At 43.7% G+C, this 23,308-nt stretch carries 21 protein-coding genes; 7 read left to right on the forward strand and 14 right to left on the reverse strand.

Annotated elements, in window-relative coordinates:
* Nucleotides 1–205 precede the first annotated feature (205 nt).
* Together MTO98_RS17845 and queD are read right to left on the reverse strand one after the other, a co-directional pair.
* Nucleotides 206–1,066, reverse strand: a complete 861-nt coding sequence (locus MTO98_RS17845) for a universal stress protein (RefSeq protein WP_243480244.1) — start codon at nucleotides 1,064–1,066, stop codon at nucleotides 206–208.
* Between the two features lie 151 nt (nucleotides 1,067–1,217).
* Nucleotides 1,218–1,574: a 6-carboxytetrahydropterin synthase QueD gene (gene queD, locus MTO98_RS17850; protein ID WP_371825429.1), complete on the reverse strand. Its 357-nt coding sequence runs from the start codon at nucleotides 1,572–1,574 to the stop codon at nucleotides 1,218–1,220.
* Nucleotides 1,575–1,805: 231 nt separating this feature from the next.
* On the opposite strand from queD, the gene MTO98_RS17855 reads away from it, so the two are divergent.
* The 6 genes from MTO98_RS17855 (at nucleotide 1,806) to hemN (ending at nucleotide 7,872) form a co-directional block, all read left to right on the forward strand.
* Complete coding sequence (locus MTO98_RS17855; RefSeq protein WP_243480246.1) at nucleotides 1,806–2,498, forward strand: OmpW family protein; 693 nt, start codon at nucleotides 1,806–1,808, stop codon at nucleotides 2,496–2,498.
* A 111-nt stretch (nucleotides 2,499–2,609) separates the two neighbouring features.
* Nucleotides 2,610–3,026 (forward strand): hypothetical protein, encoded by a 417-nt coding sequence (locus MTO98_RS17860; RefSeq protein WP_243480247.1) that lies wholly within the window; start codon nucleotides 2,610–2,612, stop codon nucleotides 3,024–3,026.
* Nucleotides 3,027–3,159: 133 nt separating this feature from the next.
* Nucleotides 3,160–4,347 (forward strand): PAS domain-containing sensor histidine kinase, encoded by a 1,188-nt coding sequence (locus tag MTO98_RS17865; protein WP_243480248.1) that lies wholly within the window; start codon nucleotides 3,160–3,162, stop codon nucleotides 4,345–4,347.
* Nucleotides 4,344–5,396, forward strand: a complete 1,053-nt coding sequence (locus MTO98_RS17870) for a response regulator (RefSeq protein WP_243480249.1) — start codon at nucleotides 4,344–4,346, stop codon at nucleotides 5,394–5,396. The genes MTO98_RS17865 and MTO98_RS17870 overlap by 4 nt, the downstream gene beginning before the upstream one ends.
* 82 nt (nucleotides 5,397–5,478) lie before the next feature.
* The gene (locus MTO98_RS17875) at nucleotides 5,479–6,498 is read left to right on the forward strand and encodes a 2-hydroxyacid dehydrogenase (protein ID WP_243480250.1); all 1,020 of its coding nucleotides are present in this window, start codon (nucleotides 5,479–5,481) and stop codon (nucleotides 6,496–6,498) included.
* A 12-nt stretch (nucleotides 6,499–6,510) separates the two neighbouring features.
* Entirely contained in the window at nucleotides 6,511–7,872 is a 1,362-nt protein-coding gene (hemN, locus tag MTO98_RS17880; protein ID WP_243480251.1) for an oxygen-independent coproporphyrinogen III oxidase, read from the forward strand.
* A gap of 150 nt (nucleotides 7,873–8,022) precedes the next feature.
* On the opposite strand, the gene MTO98_RS17885 is transcribed toward hemN, so the two are convergent.
* From MTO98_RS17885 to MTO98_RS17920, 8 genes are all read right to left on the reverse strand, one after another.
* Nucleotides 8,023–8,715 carry a sulfite exporter TauE/SafE family protein gene (locus tag MTO98_RS17885; protein ID WP_243480252.1) on the reverse strand — a complete coding sequence of 231 codons (693 nt, stop codon included), beginning with the start codon at nucleotides 8,713–8,715 and terminating at the stop codon, nucleotides 8,023–8,025.
* A complete protein-coding gene (locus tag MTO98_RS17890) occupies nucleotides 8,712–9,134 on the reverse strand; it encodes a FixH family protein (protein WP_243480253.1) in 423 nt (140 codons plus the stop codon). The genes MTO98_RS17885 and MTO98_RS17890 overlap by 4 nt, the downstream gene beginning before the upstream one ends.
* Before the next feature lie 4 nt (nucleotides 9,135–9,138).
* Nucleotides 9,139–10,512 carry a cytochrome c oxidase accessory protein CcoG gene (ccoG, locus tag MTO98_RS17895; RefSeq protein WP_243480254.1) on the reverse strand — a complete coding sequence of 458 codons (1,374 nt, stop codon included), beginning with the start codon at nucleotides 10,510–10,512 and terminating at the stop codon, nucleotides 9,139–9,141.
* 19 nt (nucleotides 10,513–10,531) lie between these two features.
* Nucleotides 10,532–11,431: a cbb3-type cytochrome c oxidase N-terminal domain-containing protein gene (locus MTO98_RS17900; RefSeq protein WP_243480255.1), complete on the reverse strand. Its 900-nt coding sequence runs from the start codon at nucleotides 11,429–11,431 to the stop codon at nucleotides 10,532–10,534.
* Nucleotides 11,428–11,619, reverse strand: a complete 192-nt coding sequence (locus MTO98_RS17905) for a hypothetical protein (RefSeq protein WP_243480256.1) — start codon at nucleotides 11,617–11,619, stop codon at nucleotides 11,428–11,430. The genes MTO98_RS17900 and MTO98_RS17905 overlap by 4 nt, the downstream gene beginning before the upstream one ends.
* A 6-nt stretch (nucleotides 11,620–11,625) precedes the next feature.
* Complete coding sequence (gene ccoN / locus MTO98_RS17910) at nucleotides 11,626–13,752, reverse strand: cytochrome-c oxidase, cbb3-type subunit I (protein WP_243480257.1); 2,127 nt, start codon at nucleotides 13,750–13,752, stop codon at nucleotides 11,626–11,628.
* A gap of 263 nt (nucleotides 13,753–14,015) precedes the next feature.
* Nucleotides 14,016–14,177 (reverse strand): cbb3-type cytochrome oxidase assembly protein CcoS, encoded by a 162-nt coding sequence (ccoS, locus tag MTO98_RS17915; protein ID WP_243480258.1) that lies wholly within the window; start codon nucleotides 14,175–14,177, stop codon nucleotides 14,016–14,018.
* The gene (locus tag MTO98_RS17920) at nucleotides 14,174–16,564 is read right to left on the reverse strand and encodes a heavy metal translocating P-type ATPase metal-binding domain-containing protein (RefSeq protein ID WP_243480259.1); all 2,391 of its coding nucleotides are present in this window, start codon (nucleotides 16,562–16,564) and stop codon (nucleotides 14,174–14,176) included. The genes ccoS and MTO98_RS17920 overlap by 4 nt, the downstream gene beginning before the upstream one ends.
* Nucleotides 16,565–16,720: 156 nt before the next feature.
* Between MTO98_RS17920 and MTO98_RS17925 the strand changes: the two genes are divergently transcribed.
* Entirely contained in the window at nucleotides 16,721–18,502 is a 1,782-nt protein-coding gene (locus MTO98_RS17925; protein ID WP_243480260.1) for a hypothetical protein, read from the forward strand.
* A gap of 123 nt (nucleotides 18,503–18,625) precedes the next feature.
* Here MTO98_RS17925 and MTO98_RS17930 read toward each other — a convergent pair whose 3' ends face one another.
* From MTO98_RS17930 to MTO98_RS17945, 4 genes are all read right to left on the reverse strand, one after another.
* Entirely contained in the window at nucleotides 18,626–19,678 is a 1,053-nt protein-coding gene (locus tag MTO98_RS17930; RefSeq protein WP_243480261.1) for a hypothetical protein, read from the reverse strand.
* Nucleotides 19,679–19,918: 240 nt separating this feature from the next.
* On the reverse strand, nucleotides 19,919–21,199 hold the full coding sequence (locus tag MTO98_RS17935) for a serine hydrolase (RefSeq protein WP_243480262.1): 1,281 nt from the start codon (nucleotides 21,197–21,199) through the stop codon (nucleotides 19,919–19,921).
* A 40-nt stretch (nucleotides 21,200–21,239) separates the two neighbouring features.
* Entirely contained in the window at nucleotides 21,240–22,253 is a 1,014-nt protein-coding gene (locus MTO98_RS17940; protein ID WP_243480263.1) for a LacI family DNA-binding transcriptional regulator, read from the reverse strand.
* Between the two features lie 189 nt (nucleotides 22,254–22,442).
* Nucleotides 22,443–23,252: a hypothetical protein gene (locus MTO98_RS17945; RefSeq protein ID WP_243480264.1), complete on the reverse strand. Its 810-nt coding sequence runs from the start codon at nucleotides 23,250–23,252 to the stop codon at nucleotides 22,443–22,445.
* Nucleotides 23,253–23,308: the final 56 nt, after the last annotated feature.

Genomic DNA, 23,308 nt, shown 5'->3' on the forward strand with positions numbered 1-23,308 from the left:
ATGATGCTGCCAATCGGCAGCATCATTATTTATAGATGAATAATTCATCAACTTCTAATTAAAAGCAAAACACCTGGCTGTTCCCTGTATGCTGCTACCCAATCCACAGTTTCAAGACAGCCACTCCCCCCCTCTTTCCAATCGTTTTTAAGTTTTTTGCAGAGTAAGCGCAAATAAACGTTGAAAACAAAAGCAATAATTGGGATTAGTTACCTACCGAAGGAAATACCAACAAAGGAATATCCAGGCGCCCGGCCATCTTCTCGCTGTGACTGCTTTTCAATAACCGGTGAATGAAACTATGTGGCCTGTGCACCATCACCAGCATATCAACCTGTCCATGCTCACATAGCCAGCTTAAACCTGCCTCAACCTGGCTATTCCGCACGCTGCGATAATAGATATGCGGATAGTTGGCTTTATTGGATACTTCAGTCATGAAGTTAGCAATGATCTCTTTCAATGCTTCCGGTATTGTTTCGCCTTCATAAATATGGGTCAGTAAAATCTGCGCACCTAATGTTTGGGCAAGGGGTATTAAATGAAACAAACTCTCTACATCATTTTTAGGATCAGTAAAATCTGTTGCGAATGCTATTTTTTTAAGCGGCGCGAACTGCGTTTCGGGCGAGATGAGCATTAAGGGTTTTGTAGTGGCTTCAATCATATTTTTGCTGTGATTACCCAATAAAAAACAGCTCATTCCTTCGCCATGGGTGCCCATTATCACCAAATCAACCGGGTGGCTTTCCACATAATCCTCTACAACATCAGTTACAATACCCGATTCATTTTTGAGCGTAATTTCGGGCTTGAACCCGTCTTGACGGGCAACCATTTCTAAATCTGATTTTAAGCTTTCGAGGCCGGTAGCACTGTCCAGCAGCAACAGCTCAAGATCATCCATTGGCCATACTATAGTGCCTGATTGCGGCATTTCGGCAGGAACAATAACCGCATTACAGAGTACGATGTTAGCTTTGATCTGTTTGGCCAGATTATAGCCATATTCAGCAGCATGCCTTGCATTAGCTGAAAAATCGGTAGCAACAAGCAGTGTTTTCATGTTTTGAGTGTGATTGTTTTATACCACAAAACTGCCTGTTTTTACAGTCGAAAATAATGACTGCGGTCACCATTCTACGTGACCCTAAGCCCAATATAGCCTGTATGACAACCCCATACCATGATCTACATTTAGATACCCAGGCTCTTGTTTATTCAGCCTCATATATTACGCCCGATGCTGGTGTCTCTTTCAATTCTATCTTTTGCAAACCGGGCAGTAAAGGTTTTATTTTCTGCCAGATCCAAGCGGCCAGGAGTTCGGCTGTTGGGTTTTCAAGCCCTTCTATGTTGTTTAACAGAGTATGGTCAAGCGTGCCGATCACCGGAGCGGCAACTGCTTTCAAATCGGAAAAATCCAGGATCCAGCCTTCCCGCTCTAATATTTCGCCGCCAATGTAAAGGGTAAGATGGTAGGTATGTCCATGCAGGTTGCGGCATTTATGCCCATCAGGTACATGCGGTAAAAAGTGGGCAGCATCAAATGTAAAGTGTTGGTAAATGATCATAAATAAGTTAGATAAATAATAAGGTTGTAAGGTTAGGCCAAACTTATTGATGAGCATATGATCAGCATCGCTTGCGATAGTAACCTTGATCATTGTTTGATAACGTATTGCACCTAATTGCTTTATTACGCTCTATGGCAATGATAAGCGTCAGCAAACAGGCTGTTCACCATCATGGCCGCAGCCACGCACTGCCAATAGTTTTGAGCCATAATTCAAATCCATATAATTATGAAAACTTTAAAACTATGCGTATTGGTTATGTGTCTGTTGAGCGCGTTAAACAGTTTTGCCCAGCAAAAAAATGAGTGGGATATTCGCTTGCGTGCAGTAGGTATATTACCACAGGAAAGTGCCAAAATCGGTGTTATAGGTGGCGATATCAATATTAGTAACGCATATATACCCGAGCTGGATATTACCTATTTCTTTGCCAAAAACTTCTCTGCCGAACTGATCCTCGGTACCTCGAAGCATAAAGTAAAAACACAGGGTTCAAACCTTACGGCCGTAGGCGGCGGCTCCTCTGCCGATGTTAACCTTGGCAAGGTTTGGTTGTTACCGCCAACCGTAACTTTGCAATACCATTTGCCGACAGGTACAGCGTTTAAACCATACATAGGCGCAGGTGCAAATTATACCATATTTTATAATGCCGATAAAGGCCCGGTTGTACAGGCAATTGATTATCAGAATAAATTCTCGTTTGCTGCACAGGCAGGTATTGATTACGACATCACTAAAACGGTATTCCTGAATATCGATGTCAAAAAACTTTTCCTGAATACCAATGCTGCTGTGAATGCAGCCAACCTCGCCCCTACCGGTAATCAGTCGCTGGTCCCGGTATTAAAAAACATTAACGCCGACGTCAAGATCAGGCCATGGGTAGTAGGTATAGGAGTTGGGTACCGGATCAAGTAATATCCTTTTCAACCCTACAACAGTATTTTTGAAAGAGCCGGGCAATGTAGCCTGGCTTTTCTGCGAACTGCAAAATGCACTTTATGATATCAATCAATAAAAAAAGTGACGATGGTCATTTTTTTAAAACGGGCTGATCACTACTCTTATGGCATGGAACAAATCAGTATAAAACAAACCACTCCTCTTCACCAGGAATGGCTGCGGAAGCTTGATTTTTGTCATTTTGAGCTATTCATGTTAAAAGAACAACTGGATGAAATAGCAGAAGACTGTATAGACGAGTATATTTTAGAAAAAGCTGAACACTTTAAAGAGCTCTTAATTATTCGCAAAACTTATATTGAAGGTTTAAGAGACCGCATTCGCGAAAACCAAAATCGCCTGGCACTTGATATAACAAATGAACACACCATCGAAAAAAACCTAAACATCTTCGACCTTTTAAATGAGGAATGTATAGCGCAGCAGCAAGCCGTAAATGAATTAAGATGGATATTCGATCACTTTGTTGCCGAACGGGTATAAAGACCTTCGTCCATAGATAAAAACTCCATCCAAAAAATGATCAATATCACTTTTTAAACTGAATGTGATTATGCCCCGCTTTCCCCGAAGTAATGACCTTTGAGTAGCCGGTTAAGATGGCTATGGGTTTAATATGGAAAGTGCAGCATTGCTGAATGCGATTATCGAAAATGCTATTGATGGTATTATAACAATTGACGAACGGGGGCTGATCGAATCGATCAACCCTTCTGCATGTAAATTATTTCAGTACACTCCTGCCGAAGTAACCGGTAAAAACGTATCCATGCTGATGCCTCCGCCAGATAAGCAGCAGCATGATGAATATATTAATAGGTATCAAAACACCGGGCGGGCGCATATTATCGGCATAGGCCGCGAGGTTACCGGCCTGCGGAAAGATGGCTCAAAGTTCCCTTTCCGTCTTGCTGTAAGCGAAGTAAAGTATTCGGGGCGGAAAATATATACCGGCTTTATACATGATATCAGCCGCGAAAAAGAGGCCGAAGACCAGCTCAAAGAATACGCATCCCACCTCGAAGAGGAAGTTCAGGAACGCACACAGTCGCTGCAATTATCCGTTAAAGAGCTTGAGCAGGCTAAAGAAGAAGTCAGCATTTCGCTCGAAAAAGAAAAAGAACTTGGGCAGTTAAAAAGCCGTTTTGTGTCGATGGCCTCGCATGAGTTCCGTACACCCTTAAGCGCTGTGCAGCTCTCCGCCTCCCTTATCGAAAAATATGCCGGGCATTTACAAAGCAACAATGTTAGCAAGCATGTAAACAAGATCAAAAATGCGGTTGGTAACCTTACCGCGATATTAAATGACTTCCTTTCGCACGAAAAATTGGAAGCCGGGCGCGTTGAACCTTCACTAACTACGTTTGACCTGGTAAAGCTGGCCGAGGAAATTACTGAAGAGATGCAGCTGATAGCCAAGAGAGACCAGAATATTATTTACCAGCATACCGGCAGTAACAGCAGGGTTAACCTGGATTTGAACCTGCTTAAAAACTGTGTTATCAACCTCATTGCCAACGCCATCAAATACTCGGGCGAAAATACTTTTATTGAGTTCAATACCGAGATAGGCAAAAACGGCTGTATCATCACCATAAAAGATAACGGCATAGGGATCCCCGAAACCGATCAGAAACATTTATTTGAAGCCTTCTTCAGGGCCCACAATACCGGCAATATTCCCGGTACCGGTTTAGGATTAAACATTGTTGCCCGTTATGCCCGCCTCATGAACGGCAGCGTTGCTTTTAAAAGCAGCGTTAATAAAGGCACCGTATTCACCATTTCATTCCCCGAACAATGAGCAAAAAGATACTTATCATCGAAGACAATAACGATATCCGCGAAAACGTAGTTGAGATCCTGGAGCTTGCAGGCTACAATGTATTTGAAGCGAATAACGGCCGCACCGGGGTTGACCTGGCTGTAAAAAATATTCCTGATGTTATTTTGTGCGATATTATGATGCCCGAACTGGATGGTTACGGTGTACTGTATATGCTGAATAAAAACCCAGTTACCGCAGCCATTCCCTTTATATTTTTAACGGCAAAAGCTGAGCGGGTTGACCTGCGCAAGGGCATGGAAATGGGTGCCGACGATTACCTTACCAAACCATTTGACGATATGGAACTGCTGAGTGCCATTGAAAGCCGTCTCAAGAAAAAGGAGATCCAGCAGGTTTTTTACAGCAGATCACTGGATAATTTAAATCTCCTGCTTTCTAAAAACAAAGGGCTTGTTGAACTAAAGCGCATCATCGACGAACGAAGGACCCGCCAGTTTAAGAAAAACCAGGTTATTTATTATGAAGGCGACAAAGGGAACGGACTATATTTAGTGATCAAAGGTCGGATAAAAACCCTGAAAATGGCCGAGGATGGCCGCGAACTGATGACCGGAATTTACACTGCCGATGAATACCTGGGGATCCATTCACTATTATCCAACGAAACTTACAGCGAAACCGCCACTGCGTTGGAAGATAGCCTGCTATGCCTTATCCCTAAAGACCAACTGGATGAGCTATTGAATTTATATCCTGAAGTTGGCCGCGAATTTATCAGGCTGCTTGCCAACAACATCCGGGATAAGGAAGAACAATTGCTGCAACTGGCCTATCACTCCGTAAGAAAAAGGATGGCAGAAGCTATGCTGCGCCTTCATAAACAATATACTGACGCTACCGAAAGTTTCAAAATATCAAGAGAAGACCTGGCAGCAATGGCAGGTATGGCAACAGAAACGGTAAGCCGTACCCTATCCGATTTCAAAGATGAGGGCTTGATTGATAAAAAAGGCAGCGTAATCACCGTACTTGATATCACCAGGCTTTCAAAAATGAGAAACTGATTAGCATCACTTTTTCGGTTGATGCGGCTCATTCCGTATGCGCTTTATCGGAAGTAATTTTACTCCTGATAAATCATTGCAAATGAAAGCGGTAGCGTATAGTATCAAGCCTTTTGAAAAAGAGTTCCTGGCAAAAGCCAACCAAAAAAAGCACGACATTACATTAATATCCAATGCCCTCGGGCCTGATACAGCCATGTTTGCCGAAGGGAAGGACGCCGTAATAGTTTTTACCAATGATGACGTAGCCGCCCCGGTAATTGAAAAACTTGCCGGCTTTGGTGTAAAGCTGATCATAACCCGTTCAACCGGCACCGATCATATTGATAAACAAGCTGCTGCGCAATACCATATCAGTATTTCAAACATCCCTTCCTATTCGCCGCAGGCTATAGCCGAACACGCTGTTGCCCTCGCGTTTGCGTTGAACCGGCAGATCATCAGGGCTGACGAGCATAGTCATCATTTTGATTTCAGGAACGATGAATTGATGGGGTTTAACTTCTCGGGGAAAACCGTAGGACTTATTGGTCTTGGTAATACAGGCAAAACTGCGGCAAAAATATTCAGCGGACTTAGTTGTAATGTTATTGCCTATGATCCCGCGTTCCCCACGGATACTCCAAACATTAAACCAGTTACCCTGGATGAACTGCTGGCAACCGCTGATATTATCTCGCTTCATTTACCGCTTACACCGGCAACCAAACACTTCATCAAAAACGAGACTATCAGCCTGATGAAAAACGGGGTGATGCTCATCAATACCTCAAGAGGTGCACTTATCCGTACCACCGACACCATAGCCGCCCTGAAAACCGGCAAAATAGGTTATCTGGGCTTGGATGTATACGAGTTTGAGAAAGGCCTGTTTTTTGAAGACCATGAAGATGACCTTGTTAAAGACCCTTTATTGCATAGCTTGTTAAATTATCCTAACGTGCTGGTTACCCCTCACCAGGCCTATTTAACCAAGGAGGCCATGCAGGAAATAGCCGATCAAACCATTCGCAACCTTGATCAGTGGCAGCAAAACAAATGCCCGGGCGAAGCCTGTGTATGTGTCAACAGTTGCCGGGTTAATACTTTCCCCACACTTTAAAACTTAACAGTTATGGAACAATTACTTACAGCCAAATACAATGTGGCTGCGCCACGCTATACCAGTTACCCAACCATGCCCTATTGGGATACCATTGTATTTAACAAAGAGGAATGGGTACAAACAGTAAAACGCTCTTTTATTGAAAGCAACGGGCAGGATGGCATCAGCATATACATTCATTTACCTTTTTGTGAAAACCTGTGCACTTACTGTGGTTGCAATACCCGCATTACCAAAAATCACCGGGTTGAGGAACCATACATTAAAGCATTGTTATTGGAATGGGCCATGTACAAAAACATCTTCAGCAAAAAGCCTGTCATCCGTGAGATCCATCTTGGTGGTGGTACACCTACATTCTTTAGTCCGGCAAACCTCAAAACGTTGATCAGCGCTATTCTGCTCAACGCCGATATCCATCCGGATGCAGGCTTTAGTTTTGAAGCCCATCCGGCAAATACTACTGTCGATCATTTACAGGTTTTGTATGATCTCGGTTTCCGCAGGTTAAGTCTCGGGATCCAGGATTTTGATCCCAAAGTTCAGTTCATCATCAACCGTCAGCAAAGTCTGGAACAGGTACAGGCCGTTACCGGGCAGGCGCGGCGTATTGGTTATACATCCATCAATTACGATCTGATTTATGGCCTTCCTCTGCAAACTTTACCCGGATTAGCTGCAACTATGCAGCATATATCCGAATTAATGCCGGATAGAATTGCCTTTTACAGTTATGCGCATGTACCCTGGTTGAAACCCGGTCAACGCCGTTTTACTGAAAAAGACCTGCCCGATGCAAAACTTAAAGCGAAGTTATACGAAGTTGGCCGCTCCTTGCTGAAGCACTATGGCTATGTAGAAATAGGTATGGACCATTTTGCCCTCCCGGGAGATGAACTGTTAATGGCCGAACAAAATGGTACCCTGCATCGTAATTTTATGGGTTACACCCATCAGCACACACAATTATTGATTGGTTTAGGGGTATCCTCTATCAGTGATTCGCAGTATGCTTTTGCCCAAAATGTAAAAACAGTTGAAGAATACCTGGAGCTTCTAAAAAATGGTGAACTACCCGTTTTTAAAGGCCATATTTTAACACAGGACGATATGATCATCCGCAGGCATATCCAGGATATCATGTGTAAAGGACAAACCACCTGGAACCATCATACGGAGCCCTGCGAAGTATTACTTGAGGGAATTGAACGCTTACAACCTTTGGCCGATGACGGATTAATAGAACTTAACTCCTGGGGATTGAAAGTAACGCCTGAAGGCAAAAACTTTTTACGCAATATTTGTATGGCTCTTGATGCGCGGTTATTGGCTAATAAACCGGCTACGCAGTTGTTTAGTATGGCGATATGATTTGATTGGCAGTTTTTCTAAGATTAAACAACATCTCCTCCACGTCATTGCGAGGTACGAAGCAATCCCCAATTAGCAGGTCCGCCCTGTATAGTTCGCGATTGCTTCGTACCTCGCAATGACGTTTTTTTACAACTTCCAAGCTATCAATCATCTACATACTCCAATAACAGATGACTGCTTAGCAGGGCTTAAATAAGGAATATTCAGATTCAATCCCCGCAAAATAAACCAGAGACCAAGGCAAACCATTAGGTAAGGCATGGCCCTGTTGATGCGTCGCTTTACGGCCGGCCCTATAAAACCCGAGCTAATAGTAGCCACCAGCATCAGCGGAAATGTCCCCATTCCAAACCAAAACATATACCCGGCGGCATCTACAGGCGATGGGCTGTTAACCGCCCCCACCAGCGCCAGGTAAACAAAGCCGCAGGGCAAAAAACCGTTAAGCAATCCAACAATCAAATGTCCAGCCTGGTGTTTCAGGGCGTATTGCAGCAGCCTGTTAATAGGCGATAGCATCATATGAGCCGGTTTCATTTTCGATGATCTTCTCAGCTTAAATAAACGGGAGAAACCCGCCATAATGATCAGCATACCACTTAGCAGACTTACACCCTGCTGCAAGCCATAAAGCCATAATTGCTTGCCTATAAGGCCTATCAGCAGGCCTAAAAATGTATAAGTGATTACCCGGCCAATATTGTAGAGCAGCTTATCCGCAATGATAAGCCACCAGCGGTTTTGTGAAACAGGTACGGCAAAAGCAAGAGGTCCGCACATGCCAATGCAATGTACACTCCCAAACAATCCTATAAAAAATGCGATCTGGTTGTTGCTCATTTGATGTATACCTCCTTATGATACAGGTACGCTTTATGGTCGCTTTCCCATTCAAATGTTAATTGCCAGGGGCCTTTGGCTATGCCCTGCAGATTAATTTCAGCCGATTTACCGGCACCGCTATCCAATTTAAATAACCTGTCCATAGCCTTATCAGAAGGACGCATAAAACTTACCTTTCCGGTTGCCGGTTGGGCGAAAGCTATCACGAGCCGGTCATTGTTCTGTGTTATTACCGGTTCAGCGTGATCTTTAGTTACCTGTTCTTCGCGGCTATGGTCTTTGTTGAAACTCAATCCTTTTTCGTAGTACTGATGATCATAATCGTCGGCCGGTGCGTTGAACATATAGATACACATGCTCAGGATAAACAGCATAAATGCCGCCATCCCTGCAATAATTCCTTTTCCCCAATTCATTTGCTTAATCGTTTATTGGTCCTATAAAATTGGTACTTACCGTTTGGATAATTTGGTGGTCAACTATCAATCGCAAACGGATCTTTGTCTTGGCATTGCGGATCCGTGAGGCGGGCAGCATAACAAAGAACACTGTTTTCTCAGTTCCGCCCTTGGCAATAACAGCAGGCGCCTGGATGTATTTTATTTTGATCGAAGGATCATCGGCCACAATAGTTATACTTTTATTTTTATCTGTTTTGTTGATGATCTCGGCGTTATAGATATTGCTGATATACCCTCCAGGTTGTTGTTGATAAAGCATCCCGGCGCTACGCATCACCGTCATATCCATATCACTGCGGCTGAAAATAAAGTAGCTCAACACAGTCACCAAAATGGTGATCACTGCTGTGTAAGCCATCATGCGCCCGGTGAAAGTCGGCTTCTCTTTTAGCCTGATCATATTTTCGGAGAAGTAGCCGATCAGGTTGCGGGGCTTACCTATCTTATCCATTACCTGGTCGCAGGCATCAATGCAAGCGGTACAGTTAATACATTCAATTTGCGTTCCTTTGCGGATATCGATACCTGTTGGGCAAACAGCAACGCACAAACTGCAATCTACACAATCACCTTTCAGGTTAAAGGGATCAGCAACCTTGCTCAGTTTACCCCTTGGTTCGCCACGCACATCATCATAAGCCACCACCAGTGTATGCTGATCTATCAATACACTTTGCAATCTGCCATAGGGGCATATCACTGTACAAACCAGCTCACGTACCTGACTGTAAACCAGATAAAACACCAGCGTAAAAACCCAGATACTGGCAAAACCCATCCAATGCAATGTAATAGGTTCTATTATTATCCTGATCAGATTTTCGCTGCCGATGATATAAGCCAGAAAAGTGTTGGCTATCAGGAACGATACCAGTACGAATAAAACATGCTTAATCGTTTTCTTTCTGATCTTCTCCTTAGTCCAGGGCCCGGCATCCAGTTTTTTGCGTTTGTTGGCATCCCCCTCAATCATGATCTCTATCTTACGGAAAACCATTTCCATAAAAATAGTTTGGGGGCAGATCCAACCGCAAAAGATCCGCCCGAAGGCGAGGGTAAATACCACCACACAAACCAGGAACACCAGCGAAGCCAGCATAAACAGGAAAATGTCCTGCGGCCAAAACACCTGTCCTAACAGTACAAAGTGCCTGTTCATAAAGTCAAGCAGCAACAACGGTTGCCCACCAATGCGTAAAAACGGTCCGCTGAAAAAGAAGATGAGATAAAAATAACTCAACCAGCTTCTCCATTTATAAAACCTGCCCTTACGCACCAGCGGATACATCCATTGCCGCTTCCTGTTTTCCTTGCCCGCCAGTAATCCTTCCATTGTTCAAATGATAAATATGCTATACCTTTTTTGCCGCCTTAACAGCATCATCGCTTTCCTTTTCGCCCTGAGGCTCTTTAGCGCCTGCCGGATTGGTACCATGTAACGATTTGATGTAGTTTGCCACATCCGAGATCTGTTTAGGCGATAATTGTTTCTCCCAGGTGGGCATCCCTTTAGCTTGTATACCGTACTTGATGGTTTTAAACACATCATTGATCTTGCCGCCATGCAGCCAGTAATCATCAGTAAGATTAGGGCCTACAACACCCTGGGCATGATCACCATGGCAAGGCACACAACTTTGCTTAAATATGGCATGTCCGGAGGCAAGTACCGCCGGTTCAGCATCTAACTTTACTGTATTTTCATCAACCCGGTTGGCTGCTTTGTTCAGGTAAGCTTTCTTAGCGATATCAGCCTGCGCCATCTCAGTATTATACTCTTCATACTGGAGCTGTCCGAAATGAAAAACGTGATAGTTTAACAGGTAGCCCACAGAAAAAATGATGGTGGCGTAAAACAGGTACATGAACCAGGCCGGGATCGGGTTATCCAACTCCTGGATTCCGTCGTAATCATGCTCAATGAGCAGTTCTTTTTCTTCGGTAAGCGGTCTTAACGATAGCAGCTTATTCCAAACCTCGGCCTTGGGCTTTTTAACTTTTTTAACTGGAGCCATTTCAGCGGCTATCTGGGCTTCCGTGTATCCCTGCGATTTGAGAACTACCCTGGCAAGTACTTTAAAAGTCCGGAGCAGCACCAGCATAGCCACAACAAATAATAGCAGCATGCCCACTATTATCCAATAAGCTATTTCGTTTTGCAGATCGTCGGGGATCAGGTTATCAGCAACGGCCATGCCCGGCTGTATCAATAATATAAATGGTATTAAAAACAATATACGGTAATGTTTCATAGCTGATAAGGATTAAGTGATTCGCCGCTACCATCTTCCAATGGCAGGTCGCTCATATGGTCGATATGTTGTTTCCGGAGGCGCAAAAGCAGTACAGATACCACAATAAAAAACACCAGGAATATGGCTAAGGAAAAAAGCAGGTACACCTGGGTACCATTAATGCTTTCTGTAAATTGTTTAAACATGGCTATTTATTTACTGGCTGTTTTGTTGGCTTTAATATCAGTTCCGAGGCGTTGCAGGTAGGCAATAATAGCTATCACCTCTTTATCGTTCTTGATTTTGATATGATCGGTATAAAGGTTGGCCGCTATTTCTTTGGCCTGTTTATCCAGATCGCGGTTAGCTATTTTTTCATAACCCGCCGCATAAGGTACCCCAAGCGTGCGCATAGCATTTATTTTAGCTATGGTTGTGGTGGTATCAAGTGTTTGGGTTAAAAGCCAGTCGTAATTCGGCATGATACTTCCCGGCGACATTAACCGCGGATCCATCAGGTGATTATAGTGCCAGGCGTTTCCGTACTTCCCTCCTTCGCGGGCCAGATCGGGCCCTGTACGTTTGGATCCCCATAAAAACGGGTGATCGTAAACAAACTCTCCGGCTTTGCTATACTCCCCGTAACGCTCGGTTTCCGACCGGAAAGGCCGTACCGTTTGTGAGTGGCAATTTGAGCAACCTTCCCTGATATAAATATCCCTTCCCTGCAGTTCCAGCGGCGTGTAAGGTTTAACAGCAGCAATAGTTGGGATATTTGATGAAATAGTAAGCGTAGGCATCAGCTCAACAAACGTACCTATCAAAATCACGATCAAAGCGGCTATCATCAGCTGGATTGGTTTCCGTTCAAGTGTGCGGTGCCAGGTGCCTTCTTTAGCGGCTTTTGGCAGCGGTTCAAGTGGCATTGCCTGTGCCGCTTCGTTAGCAACCAGTTTGCCCTGCATGGCAGTACGTACCAGATTATAGGCCATTACAATTACACCCAACAGGTAAAACCCGCCGCCTACAGAACGCATCACGTGCATAGGAATGATGCGCAGCGTACTTTCCAAAAAGTTTGGATACTTCAGGATGCCTTCGGGTGTAAACTCTTTAAGCATTAAGCCTTGGGTAAAGCCAGCCCAATACATCGGCACCGCGTAAAACAGGATTCCCAAAGTACCGATCCAGAAATGGAAGGACGCCATTTTGTTAGAGTAAAGCTGGGTTTTATAAATGCGCGGGATCAGCCAGTAAAGTATGGCGAAGGTTAAGAAACCGTTCCAACCCAAAGCGCCTACGTGCACGTGGGCAATGATCCAATCAGTAAAGTGGCCTATGGCATTAACCTGTTTCAGCGAAAGCATAGGGCCTTCAAAAGTTGCCATGCCATAGGCGGTTAGACCAACTACCATAAATTTCAGGATAACATCGTCGCGCACCTTGTCCCAGGCGCCACGCAGCGTAAGCAAGCCGTTGATCATACCTCCCCAGCTTGGCGCAATCAGCATAATAGAAAAGGCTATCCCTAATGACTGTGCCCAGCCCGGTAAAGTGGTATATAACAAGTGGTGCGGACCGGCCCAGATGTAAATAAATATCAGCGCCCAAAAGTGCAGGATACTTAGTTTGTACGAATAAATTGGCCGGTTAGCCATTTTGGGTAAAAAGTAATACATCATACCCAAATAAGGCGTAGTAAGGAAAAATGCAACAGCATTATGCCCGTACCACCATTGCACCAGCGCATCCTGCACACCGGCATAAACCATATAACTTTTAAATGCAGATACCGGCAACTCAAACGAGTTTACAATGTGCAATACAGCTATGGTAACAAAAGTGGCTATGTAAAACCAGATGGCTACATACAAATGCCTTTCCCGGCGTTTAAATATGGTACCGAACATATTGATCCCGAACACTACCCATATTACTGTAATGGCGATATCAATGGGCCATTCCAGTTCAGCGTATTCGTGCGATGTGGTGAGGCCCAACGGCAATGTGATAACCGCCGAAACGATGATCAGCTGCCAGCCCCAAAAATGAATGTTACTAAGCAAGTCGCTGAACATCCTGGCTTTGAGCAGGCGTTGCAGTGAATAATACACACCCATAAAAATAGCATTGCCCACAAAGGCAAATATTACGGCGTTGGTGTGTAAGGGCCGGATGCGGCCAAAGGTGGTATACTGGTTGCCCATGTTCATCCCCGGGCTATACAATTGTATAGCAACGATGAGGCCTACGGTCATCCCAATTATTCCCCAGATCACGGTGGCGATGCCAAAATTCCGCACGATCTTGTTGTCATAGTAAAATTTTTCGGGCTGCATAAAGTGTTTTTATTATGGTGTAAAACTATTGCCTTGGCTTAAGTGGCAGAATGATGGAGATTTGCGCAAAAGATGACAGATATCACTTTTCGGGAGAGTTGACTCACCCCGGCATCGCTGCGCTCGCCCCCCTCTTTGCGAAGCAGAGAGGGGATTCTATTTTATTTTTCTTTCCCTACCCTCTTTGCGGCAAAGCCGGAGAGAGGGTGGTCCAGCGAAGCGTAGACCGGGTGAGTAAACTCTTCAGCCCCCCTGCCTACCGACTAATTATCATCCTGTTCCATCGACTCTTCATCCAACAGGATGCGAACAGACGGCGTATACAAATCTTCATTTTGCCCGGTCCGTTGAGCCCAGAAAAATGCAATCAGGAAAATGAGTGCGAGCACCACGCTGCACCCTATCAGAAAATAAATGACGCTCATGATAGCTTCCTTTTTTTAGCTGCGAAATGTGTGGCCAGGCTGGTGAACGAAATAATGGTTACCGTACTCACCGGCATCAGTATCGCTGCAAACAAAGGCGAGAGCTTGCCGGTGACGGCATAGCTTAAACCAATAAAATTATAAGTTAGGGAGATCAGGAAAGACGCATGAATGATCCGTACCGTATCTTTCGAAAACTGTAAAAATGCTGGTAGCCTGCCAAACGACCGGCCATCCATAATGGCATCGCTGCCTGGCGAAAAGTTGTTTACGTTATCTGTTACGGCTATGCCCAGGTCACTTTGTTTAAGTGCTCCTGCGTCATTCAGCCCGTCGCCTATCATCATTACCTTAGCACCACTCCGCTGCAGCTTGTCAATAAAATCAAGCTTATCCTGGGGCGACTGGTTAAAAAACAGGCTATCTGTTGTCTTAAAAAAACGGATCAGTTCAAAGCGTTCGTGATCCTGGTCGCCTGATAAAAGGTATAATTTATAATACTGTTCAAGACTGCTTATATTTTTCAATCCATCGCGGTATTGATGGGCAAAGGCAAAATATCCCCGGTAATTACCATCTACAGAAACATGAACTTTGGTACCCGCCGAAATTTCCCTGCTATACCCTGAAACATGTTGTTCGCTCCCGGTACGTACCTGGTAACCGTTCACCGAAGCCGTGATCCCGCGGCCTGCTGCTTCAGTAAGGCCCGTTACCGGCAAACGTTTGTGGCTGCCAAGATACCTGCAGATCATCCTGCTTAGCGGGTGATTAGAATGCATACAAACATTGTAAACCAGTTCCCTGTCTATATCGCTTAATTGGGCATTCAGCTGCACATGATCATTATCGCTGGTAGTAATGGTACCCGTTTTATCCATCACAATGGTATCAATAGCAGCCATTTGTTCAACAACGGCGGTATTTTTCAGGTAGAAAAGATTCCGGTCGAAAATGCTTAGCGCTGCCGACATGGTGAATGGTGTACTCAAGGCCAGCGCACAAGGACAAGCAACTATAAGTACCGCAGTGAATGCGGCTATGCCCCTGTTTACATTAGTCGGCAGCCAAAAAAGTAAAGAAACAATAGCTATTACTAACAAAACAATGGTAAAATACTTGCTTACCTTTTGGTTGAAGGTTTGCATCCTGTTGTCCTGCTTGCGGTTAAAGGCCTCATTGTTCCAGAGTTGGGTGAGGTAACTTTGCGATACTGGTTTTACCACCTCCAGTTCAATGGCCTCGCCGGTTTGGCGGCCACCGGCATAAATAATCTCGCCCCAGGTTTTGTTTATTGGTACAGCTTCGCCGGTCACAAAACTAAAGTCTACAAGCGCGTGCCCTTTCAATAAGATGGCGTCGGCCGGGATGATCTCGTTATTACGGATCAGGATGCGGTGCCCGGTATGCAGATCCGAAAGCGGAACGGGTTTTTCCTTTTCATCAACAATGGTATTTACCGCTACCGGAAAAAACGAACGGTAATCGCGCTCGAATGAAATATGATGATAGGTTTTCTTTTGTACAAACTTACCAACCAGCAAAAAGAACACCAACCCGCAAAGTGTATCGGCAAAGCCTGCCCCTATATGGGTGATCACCTCAAACACAGTACGTACAAAAAGTACAGCGATCCCCAAAGCCAACGGAAAATCAATGTTCAGTGATTTACGGCACAGGTTTTGCCATGCCGAAACAAAGTATTCCCGGCCACTGTAAAAAACCACCGGCAAACTGAACAACACATTTAACCAGCCAAAAAAATGCCTGAATGATTGCTCATACGCCGATATCCCAAAATATTCAGGAAAGCTCAGCAGCATTACATTGCCAAAGCAAAAGCCGGCCACGGCTATTTTCTGGACGAGGTGGTCTTTAGTAGTTGCGTTTTGCTCCTTGATAACATCCTGCAAGCTGATCAGCGGCTCATAACCTATATCATACAACAACTCCACCAGTTGCTGCAGGTTTAACCGGCGATGATCAAAACGGATATTAAGCTGCTTTTTTAAAAAATCAACCCGGCAATAATGTATAGCAGGGTTAATTTTATTGAGCTTTTCCAGCAGCCACAGGCATGAGCTGCAATGGATATGCGGAATATAAAAAGTAACCATGGTAACCTGCTGATCGGTATAGTCGATAAGCTGGCTTACTATAGAGGGTTCGGACAGGTAGTTGAAACGCCTGTCGATCCGGGCACGGGTAGCGCCGGGATGGTCATTATAAGTGTAATAGTTGCAAAGCTGGCTTTCTGACAGCAGCTGATAAACACTTTTACAGCCGTGGCAGCAAAAATGCTTATCATCCAGTATATAGGTTTCGGTTAAACAATCGTCACCGCAATGGTAACAGCTTATTTTTTCAATGGTTGGGCTTCCGGTCATGCTGTGTATGCTTTCAGCTTCAAAACTGCCCTATAAATGCCGGATAAATAATGATGAGCAATTGCCGAAAATGTGATATCCGTCAGTTTTTGAAGCTTGCACCTTGTATAGTTTTGACAACCGGAACTACAGGTTCCATCAAAACAAAAAATCTGCATGAGCCATACATTTCATATCCCGGTATTAGGATTAGGATATTCTGTTGATACCCCATTAAAAGTTGCGCGTTACGGCATCTCGTCGGTTATTTCGATAGTAGATGACGAACTGATAGAAAGAATGCGGGAGTATCATACATTAAGCAACAATGAACCATTTGCGCCGATAGCTAAATCAGCTCCCGATGCCCGTGCAAAACGGATCACCACATACCTTAACCTGGTTAATGAGTTGGTAAGCCGGCAATTCGATCAACTAAGAAATGAACCATTTGAACCCGATACCGACATCACCCGGTACTTTGAACTTTTGCCCGATTCATCGCAGCTTAAACAAGGTTATGAACTGATGCTGGATTATCCCGACAACGAGCGCAAGCAGATCTTTCAAAATATCCTGCGTAAAAAGATGAGCATCGGTGTTATCGACGTAAACATTATGTCGAAGGTAGATAAGATGAATTTTGATGCCGGTGGGAACTATCTTGGTGATGAAAATACCGATGCGCTCGCTGCCCTGCGTGGCTTTGTTAACAGTTCGTTGCATTCATCAATCATACTATCGGCAGGGATGAACCCGAGGTTATATAGCTACCTGGAAACTTTTAATGAGTTTTTAGCAGATAGCGATGGTCATTTTAGCAAGCAGATCACCCTTAAGGTAAGCGATTTTCGCTCGGCATTTATACAGGCTAAATTCCTGGCAAAAAAAGGATTGTGGGTGTCAGAATTCAGGGTTGAATCAGGATTAAACTGTGGCGGGCATGCCTTTGCCACCGAAGGCTTTTTACTTGGGCCAATACTGGAAGAGTTTAAGGAAAAACGGGCCGAAATGACTACTGAGCTTTTTCAATTATACACGACTGCTTTAGCAACTAAAAATATTGCCTGTACTACTGTGCCTAAACAACGTTTAACCGTACAAGGCGGCATCGGCACAGCCGAAGAAAATAACTTTTTGATGGAACATTACCAGCTTGATGCCACCGGCTGGGGAAGCCCGTTCTTATTAGTTCCGGAGACTACTAATGTTGACGAGCAGACGCTGATGCAGCTTGCAGATGCCACAACCGAAGATTTTTATGTAAGCGGTGCTTCGCCATTGGGGATCTTGTTTAATAATTTCAGGCCTAACAGCATGGAACAGCTACGATTAAAACGCCTGCAAATGAACCGGCCCGGCAGCCCATGCACCAAGAAATATTTAGTTACCAATACTGAATTTACGGAACAGCCTATCTGCACTGCATCAAGGGAATATCAAAACTTAAAGATCAAACAACTACAATCGCTTAACCTGCCACAGGATGAATTGCAACAGCAGGTTGATGCGGTAACCGAAAAAATTTGCCTTTGTGAGGGCTTATGTACATCGGCCTATATCAAATACGAGATCCTTAAACCAAAGGAAACTCCTGCCGTAGCCGTATGCCCCGGCCCTAACCTGGCCTACTTTAACAGGCTATATACGCTGGATGAAATGGTAAAGCATATTTATGGCAAGCTTGACCTGCTGGAGAAAGTAAAGCGGCCTCATATGTTCATCAAAGAACTTGACCTTTACATTGAATACTTACAAACCGACATCAAATCGCATTTAATAAACCTTACGGATAAGAAAAAGAAACAGCTGGATAAGTTTAAAGCCCAACTACAGGAAGGCATCGGTTATTACAAACAGCTGTTTTATAAGTCTGCAGCTGCGTTAAACTTTAATATGGATTGGCTTAAAGAATTAAGCGCGTTTGAAGAAGCTTTAGATCACCTACTAATTCCTTAAAACACCACTCTTTCGCACAATAGCTACACAACGATAAATAATGAACAATTCCCGCCTGATGTGGGAATTGTTCATTATCAATGCTATAGAGCCAGCTCCTAAATGACCAAGGTCGTTCTTCAATTAAACCCCGATATCTTTCTTAAATATCTCTTTTCCGGTGTCATCTGCAATAAGCAGTGTAAAGACTGTAAGCGCAGCCTGATCAGCAGGAACGGTGAACGTAAAGTGGATTATTTTATCAGCAATTACAATATCGCCGGCTGCCAGCACCTGCTTGTTTATGCTGATGATCAATTTCGTTTTATCAAGATTTTCGCCGGTTATTATGAAGTTATTGGGATTTGTAACGTTGATTTTTTCGGGTTTAACAGAGGTCACAGATACTTTTACATCTGGTTTGATCTTGTCAGGCCTGTTATCCTTGGCGCTAAATAAAGTCCCGAAAACTTCTTTAAGCTTCTCGGTAGCAACATCTGTAAATAAGCCAACAAAAGCCGAGATGGACATCACGCCGTAAATATTTAAGTTACTGCCGGGGTCGGAAGAATTAAGAAAGCCGGCTCTGAATGCAAAATACATTATCATTGCGAGCGCGGCAGCCGTAAATGGCTTAACAAAGTACCATAAAACCCAACTACTTTTAAATTGCCCCGAACCAATAAAGGTGGTGAATGAAGTGGTGATGTGGATCATGTTGCCTAAAAAGCCTGCCGCCGCTACTAATATCAATATAATGGTATTAAATTCGATAGTATCATTAATATCGATTTTTGCTTTTTCGCATTTTTGTTTTTTCAGGGAGTCGGCTTTTTGAAGAAACAATTTTAAGGTTGCAACTTTGACTTTATCTGAGTCTTTATTTGTTGTATCTTTTTTAAAAACTACTTTATCGGCAGTTTTTTTTATTAATTCTTCGTACGATGAAGATTTACTTTGGCAACTATCCAACAAGGTAATGTTAAATGCCTTATACAGGTACCGTGCGGGTTTCCCTGCCACTGGCAACCTATCGGGCCAGAACGCGATAACGGTTGTTACCGCTGCTATTATAAATACAATAAGTAAAACACCGGCAGTAATTTTTCCGCCAGTTGAAATTTCATTGGCAACAACAGGTTCATTTGATGTTGCTCCGGGTTCGTTTGCGTTTGACGGCACAGATGCGTTGTCCATAATAACTAAGGTTTAAGGTTAATAAAAAAAGGTGTCGAAAACCCGGCCTAAAGCGACATGAATTAAAGCGCTAAAATCAACCGTTTATTAAACTAAAATACCTTCAATCAATCATAAACGCAATACGTATTTTTACCCAATTATAATAAGTATTTATACGTATTTTTTAACATCTGCGAAAATAAAAATACATACAGCGCAATAATAAAAATACAACTGGGAATTTGCCAAACCGGCGGATCAATCGTTCAGGGCCTGATATACCATGGCCCTGAATTTATCCTGGATCTGATTGTGTGGAAAAGGCCAGTTTTGTACAAACAACAGGCAAACCAGGTGCTCTTTAGGATCAACCCAGTAAAGCGTTCCGTAAAAGCCTCCCCAGGCAAACGAACCCTCGCTGATACCAAGCTTGGCCGAACTGTTTTGCGAGGTTAAACCAAAGCCCAAACCAAATTTATCCTTATCAGCATTTATGTAAAGGTCGCCTATTTGATTAGTAGTCATCAGGTCGACAGTATGCCGGGCTAATAAGCGTTGTCCATTATAGATACCGCCGTTAAGCATCATTTGCAAAAAAGTTGCGTAATCTTTTATGGTTGAACTTAAACCTGCTCCCCCTGCATAATAAGTACCATTAGCCTTTGGATAATTCACATCAAATGATGGAAAAGTTGATTTGCTCCAATTGGTGATATGCCCGTTTTTATCAAAAGTATAAGCAGCAACCAGGCGGTTTTGCTTTGCAGCCGGGATATAAAAATAAGTATCATTCATACCCAGCGGAGTAAAGATCCGCTCTCTGAAAAATTGATCGAGACTTTTGCCTGATACCTTTTCTACAAGATAACCCAGCACATCAATATTCATCCCATATGTCCAGCGCTCACCGGGCTGGTGTAACAAGGGTAGTTTGCCAAGTTTGTTTATAGCATCAGCCAATAAGATCTTATCGGCAACAAAGCCTGCCGGAATGCCCGCCTTAGCGTAGATTGCCTTCATTTTCGGCGAACCGATCTGTGCATATTCAATCCCCGAAGTATGGGTTAAAAGATCACGAATTGTTATTTCCCGTTTTGCTGGGACGGTGGTATACGTGCTATCCTTATCGTTAAACTGGTCAACTACCGTAGGATGTGCAAACGTGGGCAGATATTTGGAGATCGGGTCATCCAGTAAAAACTTCCCTTCTTCAAAAAGCATCATCACGGCAACACTGGTAATAGCTTTGGTTTGCGATGCTATGCGAAAGATCGCATCAGTGCTCATCTGTCGCTTTTGTTCATCATCGGCCAGGCCAAATGACTTGTTATAAACTATTTTACCATCGCGGGCTATGAAACCAACCACACCCTTTACATACCCGGAATCGATATTTTGTTCGATCATTGCATCTATCCGTTTTAACCTTTCCTGCGAAAACTTTGCCGAAACTGGATCGGCAGTTTTTAAAACGGTGCCTTGTGCAAAAGCATTGGCAACAAATGCTATGAATAATAAAAAAATAAAGGCTCTTTTCATCACGCGAATTTGGGTTTATGGGTGATGCAAAATAGTTATTTTAGTTTGATGAATCCCTGATAATTAATTCGGTAGCCAGTGTAATATGTTGGTTTTTTTCTTCTGGAGTTGAAGCATTAAGCCTTTCCATCAGCAACTTGATCACATTATCCGCAATTTCATCAATTGGCTGGGCTATAGCGGTAACTGCCGGGGTATACAACTCAAAAAGCTCATAATCATCAAACGCTATTAAAGCAATATCTCCCGGTACGCTTTTGCCTGCTTTGCGAATAGCCTTCAAACCACATTTACCCAAATGGTTATTGGCAAACAGGATAGCGTCCACATCCTTATTGCTTTCCAGGAAATCAGTCATTAATTTCAGGAGAGCCTGATCGCTTGTATGAAAATCAACCTCGGTGATATTGGATTTGAGTTTGCTTTGGCGCATGGCTTTTTCATAACCCTCAAGCCTTTCAATCATTTGGGTTTGAATAGAGCTGTAGGTAATAAAAGCAATATTTTTATGTCCCTTATCTATAAGGTATTGTGTTGCGTTAAAGGTGCTGAATAAATTATCAACCACTACATAATCTGTAGCTACTTTCGGCAGGTAGCGGTCAAATAGCACTACAGGAAAACCATCGCTAATAAGGTCGCCGATATCTTCCTCAATATTATCGGGAGGGGTAATAATATAGCCGTCAACATGCCTGTCGCGAAACATGGCTATCAGTTCCTGGGTTTTTTGGGTATCATTATCAGTACTGCTATAAATGATCTTGTAGCCGCTTTGATAAGCTAAATCTTCGATACGGCGGGCTATGGTAGCAAAAAAATGATTGGAGATATCCTGTACCAGTAAGCCTATAATATTTGATTTCCCTGTCCGTAAACTTTTAGCCAACGAGTTAGGTTTGTAACCAACTTCTTTTACATATTTCAACACGCGCTTTACCAATTCATCACTAATCCGTTTTTCCTGTGCACGGCCGTTAAGGATAAATGATACGGTAGTTTTGGATATATTCAGGCTGTTAGCAATGTCAACTATAGATAATTTTTTCTTCAAGGGTATAGTATTTAAAACCAAATATATAATATAAATGGTAATGCTAAACAGGTTTAGTAGATAATAAATGGTATATATTGCTTATTAATTTATTGATTGCAGAACAAGCTCGCGAAAGATAACTCTGCTAACAAAAAAAGATCGCCCATAACAGGCGACCTTTCAGTTAATATATAGGGAGTTAGAATATTAAAATCTGCGCATGCCGCGACCTGAGTTTCCATTTTGAGTAAAACGTTCACCACCATTGCCCCTGTCATGACCGCCGCCATTTGATGGTCGGCCGCCCCAGTTGCCATGATTGTCGCGGCCACCGTTATTATCATGATTCCCGTTGTTAGGCTGCTGGCCATTACCCCAGCCACCATGGTTATCATGGTTACCGTTATTGGGTTGGCTACCATTACTCCAGTTGCCGCGGTTATCACGATTACCGTTGCCCCAGCCGCGATTATCTCTGCCATTACCCCAATTACCGCGGTTATCATATGGATTAAGCCTTCTGCCCCAGCTACCACGATCACCACCCCAGCCAGGACGATAAGCATAACCATTTGCAGGTCTTCTGTCAAAACGGTGCCCCCAGTTACCGCGGTCGCCCATGTAACCGCCCCATCTTTGCCTATAGAAATCATGGTGCATAAACGGACGAGGAGCCCTCACTTCATAACGTACAGCGGTACGCCAGTTATAGTCCCGGTAAGCACCGGGTAGATAAGCACAGCTTACCCAGCGGCTGCCATCATTGTAATAGTAGCATCCCGCTCCTACATTATAGTAAGCTTCAACTTCGGGTAAATAGTAGTAATCATCGTCGTCGCTAACATTTACGTTATCGTCATAAACAGGCTGTTCTTCAACCACCGGCGGCGGCGGGGCAGGTACATAAACCCGGTGAGCAGGGATATTGATACCAAATTGTATAGATACCTGGGCGTTGGCTTTGCTGATAAATAAGCTTCCGGCTGCTATTACTGATAATATGGCTAACTTTTTCATGATTGTAAATTTTATATAGTTAGGACGACATCTATCAGCAATGGTTTAACCAAACA

The sequence above is a fragment of the Mucilaginibacter sp. SMC90 genome, from assembly GCF_022811725.1.
In the GTDB taxonomy this organism is placed as follows: Bacteria; Bacteroidota; Bacteroidia; order Sphingobacteriales; family Sphingobacteriaceae; genus Mucilaginibacter.